The sequence below is a fragment of the Achromobacter sp. genome (genome assembly GCF_036567245.1).
Classification (GTDB): domain Bacteria; phylum Pseudomonadota; class Gammaproteobacteria; order Burkholderiales; family Burkholderiaceae_B; genus Achromobacter.
The window spans coordinates 1-4,589 of the sequence record NZ_DATCUY010000170.1 but is presented as its reverse complement, the minus strand read 5'-3'; the positions used below and the strand labels follow the sequence as shown (position 1 = coordinate 4,589).

At 63.4% G+C, this 4,589-nt stretch carries 6 protein-coding genes; 2 read left to right on the top strand and 4 right to left on the bottom strand.

Features of this window, described 5'->3' with window-relative positions; genetic code table 11:
- Window positions 1–487 (top strand): rhodanese-like domain-containing protein (locus tag VIR09_RS07275; RefSeq protein ID WP_332012267.1); only part of this gene is annotated, 487 nt, incomplete at its 5' end.
- Between the two features lie 75 nt (window positions 488–562).
- On the opposite strand, the gene VIR09_RS07270 is transcribed toward VIR09_RS07275, so the two are convergent.
- From VIR09_RS07270 to ompR, 4 genes are all read right to left on the bottom strand, one after another.
- The gene (locus VIR09_RS07270; protein ID WP_042796792.1) at window positions 563–1,081 is read right to left on the bottom strand and encodes a carboxymuconolactone decarboxylase family protein; all 519 of its coding nucleotides are present in this window, start codon (window positions 1,079–1,081) and stop codon (window positions 563–565) included.
- A gap of 74 nt (window positions 1,082–1,155) precedes the next feature.
- On the bottom strand, window positions 1,156–1,704 hold the full coding sequence (locus VIR09_RS07265; RefSeq protein ID WP_006389231.1) for a peroxiredoxin: 549 nt from the start codon (window positions 1,702–1,704) through the stop codon (window positions 1,156–1,158).
- A 56-nt stretch (window positions 1,705–1,760) separates the two neighbouring features.
- Window positions 1,761–3,155, bottom strand: coding sequence for an ATP-binding protein (locus VIR09_RS07260; protein ID WP_332012266.1), 1,395 nt, complete (start codon window positions 3,153–3,155; stop codon window positions 1,761–1,763).
- Window positions 3,156–3,189: 34 nt separating this feature from the next.
- The gene (gene ompR, locus VIR09_RS07255; RefSeq protein ID WP_013392162.1) at window positions 3,190–3,924 is read right to left on the bottom strand and encodes a two-component system response regulator OmpR; all 735 of its coding nucleotides are present in this window, start codon (window positions 3,922–3,924) and stop codon (window positions 3,190–3,192) included.
- 141 nt (window positions 3,925–4,065) lie between these two features.
- On the opposite strand from ompR, the gene tsaB reads away from it, so the two are divergent.
- On the top strand, window positions 4,066–4,589 hold a 524-nt coding region (tsaB, locus tag VIR09_RS07250; RefSeq protein ID WP_332012265.1), incomplete at its 3' end, for a tRNA (adenosine(37)-N6)-threonylcarbamoyltransferase complex dimerization subunit type 1 TsaB.

Here is a 4,589-nt window from a genome sequence, read left to right as displayed (position 1 = left end):
GCCGGCGCCGGGGCAGGGCCTGCCTGCCAGCGCCATCGACGAACTGAAAGACTTTGGCGTGCCGGCCACGACCATGCTGTTCACCGCGCCGTACAAGGGGCCGACGCCCAACAAGATCTACCGTGCCCAGGTGATCACGACCGCCGATCTGGTCGGGATGATCAAGAAGGACAAGAATCTCCTGATCGTCGACACCAGCGGACTGCGCGACACGGTGCCCATCGGCTATCCGCTGGCGGATGCGGGTTCGGATGGCAGCGTCACGGATCACCTGCAACAAGGCTTCGACGCCTGGCTGTTGAAGAACAACGGCGGCGATCGCAAGGCGCCCGTCGTGATCCTGGGCGCTGGCATGAATGATCGTTCCGCCTACAACGCGGCGCTGCGCGCCGGCACGCTGGGCTGGACCGTGTACTGGTACCGCGGCGGCGTCGAGGCCTGGGCCGCGAACGGCCTGCCCACCACGTCGAGCATGCCGAAGAAATAATCGATCGACGGCCCTGCACAAAAAAAACCCGCCTGCGCATGTATCGCAGGCGGGTTTTTTATTGCGCGGAGTCGTTTACTTGCCCTGAGCCGCCAGCGCCAGGGCGGCGGCGTTGACCACGGCGGCGATGCGGCCGGCGTCACGCAGCTGTTCGGTCGACAGGCCGTCGTTCTTCAGGTTCTCGTAGTGCGAAGCCACGCAGAAATGGCACTTGCCGATGATGGAGGCCACCAGCGCGAAGAGCTCGAAGCGCTTCTTCTCCACGCCGCCGTGGGTGGCGTAGGCGTTCATGCGCAATTGGGCCGGCAGGCTCTTCAACTGGGCGTCGCCAGTCATTTCCACGTAGGGATACCAAGTGTTGTTCATGCCCATGAGGGCCGATGCCGTCAGCGCGGCGTTGGCGTCGCCTTCCGACAGGCCGCTCTTGAAGGCTTCGACCAGCACCGGGCTGCGCGCGGCGTAGGCGGCGGACAGGGCGGCGCCGACGGCATCTTCAGGAGCCAGGGTCGAACGGGCGATCACGGCGTCCAGATTCAGGCGGATATCCTTGGCCCAATCCGGCAGCTGTTCCTTAATGGTCGTAAGAAATTCCATAGCTTTTACCTATAATCTAGAGCAGTTAAAGCCCAGCGCAGGACCCGCAAGCGGATCCCGGGCCGGGCTGGAAATTACAGCGTGGCGCCGCCAACCGTACGGTTGCACGGGCACAGCTCGTCGGTTTGCAGACCGTCGAGCAGACGCAGAACTTCTTCCGGGTTACGGCCGACGTTCAGGTTGTTCACCGAAACGTGCTGGATCGTGTTGTCCGGATCAACGATGAAGGTGGCGCGCAGGGCAACGCCAGCACCCTTTTCGCGCACGCCCAGCTGGTCGATCAGGGCGCCGGTGGTGTCGCCGAATTGGTAGTGACCCAGCTTGTTCAGGTCCGGGTGCTCACGGCGCCAGGCCAGCTTGACGAATTCGTTGTCGCTCGAACCGCCCAGCAGGACGGCGTCGCGGTCTTCGAAATCCTTGGCCAGCTTGTTGAAGCCGACGATTTCGGTCGGGCAAACAAACGTGAAGTCTTTCGGGTAGAAGTAGATGACCTTCCACTTGCCGGGGAACGAGCTTTCGGTGATGTCTTCAAACGCCGACACGCCGTTTTCTTCGTGCTGGTTGAAGCCGGGCTTGACGCCGGTGACCTTGAAGGGCTCGAGTTTGTCGCCAACAGTTTTCATGTTTACTCCCAGTTGTTGGTGGAATTAAGGCTGTGCCTCAAACCATAAATTCTACGCTATGGATTATCGTTGTCTAATTGATAATTCCTAAACTTCGCTTTGGGCAACTCTATCCTTGCGGTCAGGCCGCCGCCTTCGCGCGGCAGCATGCGCAGTGAGCCGCCGACGTGCTTGAGCAGGCGTTCGACGATGGCCAGGCCCAGCCCCGCGCCGCTGACGCCGGTGCGCGCCGCCTCTCCGCGCGAGAACGGCCGCAGCAGGCGGTCGACATCCTCGGGGGCGATGCCGGGACCGCGATCGGACACCTCGATCACGATCATGGAGCCCTCAGCTTGCAGTGTCATGACGAGATGCGCCATGCCGTCGCTGGAACGGCCGTAGCGGCGGGCGTTCTCGATCAGGTTGCTGACCACGCGCTTGAGGTCCAGCGCCGTGATGCGGGCGCGCAGGCCGGGTTCCAGCGTGGCGTCCAGCTCTCCGCCCAGGGATGCGGTGTGGCTGCGTTCGCGTTCGTAAAGCTCCGCCAGCACCGCCGAGATGTCCGTGGCCAATTGCGGCAGCGTGCCGGCGGGGCGCGCGTACTCCATCAATTGGCCGATGCTGTGGTCGATCTGGCCCAGGTCTTCGTCGATGGCCTGGCGGGCATCCTCGGACACCCCGCTCAATTCGATCTCCAAGCGCATGCGCGCCAGCGGCGTGCGCAGGTCGTGCGAGATCCCGGCCAACATCAGTTCGCGGTCGGCCTCGGCCTGTCTCAGGTCCTTGGCCATGCGGTTGAACGAGGCGTTCAGGTCGCGGATCTCCAGCGGCCCCTGTTCGGGCAGTGCAGCGGGGGTTTCTCCCCGCGACAGCACCTGGGCCGCCCTGGCCAGGCGCGACAGCGGCCGGTTGACGAAGCCCACGCTGACCGCCGCGCCCACCAGGGACAGCAGCAGCGCCGTGGCGCCCCAGCCCAGCCATTCGATCCCGCCCGTCAGGCCGATCTGCTCGCGCTCGAACACCAGCCAGTAAAGGTCCTTTTCTATCTGGAAACTGACCCAGAAGCCCGGTACCTGGTTAACGCCCCAGGCTATCTGCGTTTCCGGGCCGAAGCGCGTGCGGATGTGCTGGGCAACGCGTTGCCAGTAGTCGTCGTCGGGCAGGGCTTCGGCGAAGTCGGTGACCTCGCGCGGATAGACCTGGATGCCTTCGTTGGTGGCCAGGTCCAGCAGGAGCTTGCTGCGTTCGTCGTTGTGCGAATAGATCAGCGCGGTGCGCGTGATATTGACGGCCGTGATCACCCGCTGCGCCATTTGATTGGCGCGCGGTCCCAGCTCCATGCTGAAGAAGACTTGTAGCCACGCGCCCAGGGAGACGAGCATCAGCGCGGCGAGCAACAGGAACGTGCGGCCGAACAAGCCGAGCCGCAAACGTGATGTCAGGTTCCTGAAGGTTCTGCGCAAGCGGGGCACGAGGCTGCGCTCCTGCCCGGGGCGGGCGAGTCGGTCAGCTACCACCGTCCGGCACAAACACGTATCCGAGACCCCAGACGGTCTGGATGAATACGGGCTTGGACGGGTTCGGTTCGATCAGCTTGCGCAGGCGCGAGATTTGCACGTCCAGGCTGCGATCGAAGGCTTCGTATTCGCGGCCGCGTGCCAGTTCCATGAGCTTGTCGCGAGACAGCGGGATCTTGGGATGACGGGCGAACACCTTCAGCACCGAGAATTCGCCGGTGGTGATGGGCACCTGTTCGCCGTTGCGCGTGAGCGTGCGGGTGGACAGGTTCAGCGTGTAGGGGCCGAAGGCGATGGATTCGTTTTCCTGGCTGGGGGCGCCGGGATGTTCCTCGGTGCCGCGGCGGCGCAGGATCGCGTTGATCCGCGCCAGCAGTTCCCGGGGGTTGAACGGCTTGGACAGGTAATCGTCCGCGCCCATTTCCAGGCCGACGATGCGGTCGATTTCTTCCGCCTTGGCCGTCAGCATGATGATCGGGGTGTTGTCGTGACCACCGCGCAGCCGGCGACAGATGGACAGGCCATCTTCTCCAGGCAGCATCAGATCCAGCACGAGCAGGTCGAAGTGCTCGCGTTGCCAGAGTTTGCCCATCTCTTTGGCGTCTTCGGCAACGAAAACGTTGAATCCCTGCTCGGATAAATACCGACGCAGCAAATCGCGCAAGCGCGGATCATCGTCGACGACGAGGATTTTTCGGGTGGGAGTGGTGTTTTGCGTATTCATGGCCGGAAATGTAACAGTGGCGAGAACCAGCGGCTAGTGGGCGTTCACAAGATATTACACATTGCGAACCATGGTTGAAATCCCCCAGACATCAGCCTGATAACCGGGGGCAGACTCACGTATTTCGTACAATCTGCATCTATGGAACTAAACCTGCTGGCTTTGGAAACCTCTTCGTCCCGTTGCGGGGTGGCCCTGTTGCGGGCGGTCGATGGCCGCCTGGAGGTCAGCGTCAGGGAACATGAAGGTTCCCAGGAGCACGCGGAACGGCTCTTGCCCATGGCCAACGAGCTGCTGGCGGAGTCCGGACTGGCGCCTGCCGCCTTGCACGCGGTGGCTTTTGGCCAGGGTCCGGGCGGATTCACCGGCCTGCGGGTGGCCTGCGGAGTGGCTCAGGGCATGGGCCTGGGCCTGGGCATCCCGGTACTTCCCATTGTCTCTCATCAGGCGGTCGCCGCACAGGTGGAGGCCACGCCTGCGCACGCGATCGTGGTGGCGCTGGATGCCCGCATGAACGAAGTCTATCTGGCGGTCTACCGCCAGGCGGGCGTTTCGGATGGTGAAATTTCCTGGGAAATCCTGCAGGCGCCGCTGCTGATTGCGGCGGCTGAAGTCGTGCCCTGGACCGCCCATCATCTGCCGGCCTGGTCGACCAGTGCGGGCCA

Coding starts and splice junctions, on each gene's coding strand:
- VIR09_RS07270 (WP_042796792.1), bottom strand. CDS start 1,081: ATGGAATTTCTTACGACCATTAAGGAACAGCTGCCGGATTGGGCCAAG.
- VIR09_RS07265 (WP_006389231.1), bottom strand. CDS start 1,704: ATGAAAACTGTTGGCGACAAACTCGAGCCCTTCAAGGTCACCGGCGTC.
- ompR (WP_013392162.1), bottom strand. CDS start 3,924: ATGAATACGCAAAACACCACTCCCACCCGAAAAATCCTCGTCGTCGAC.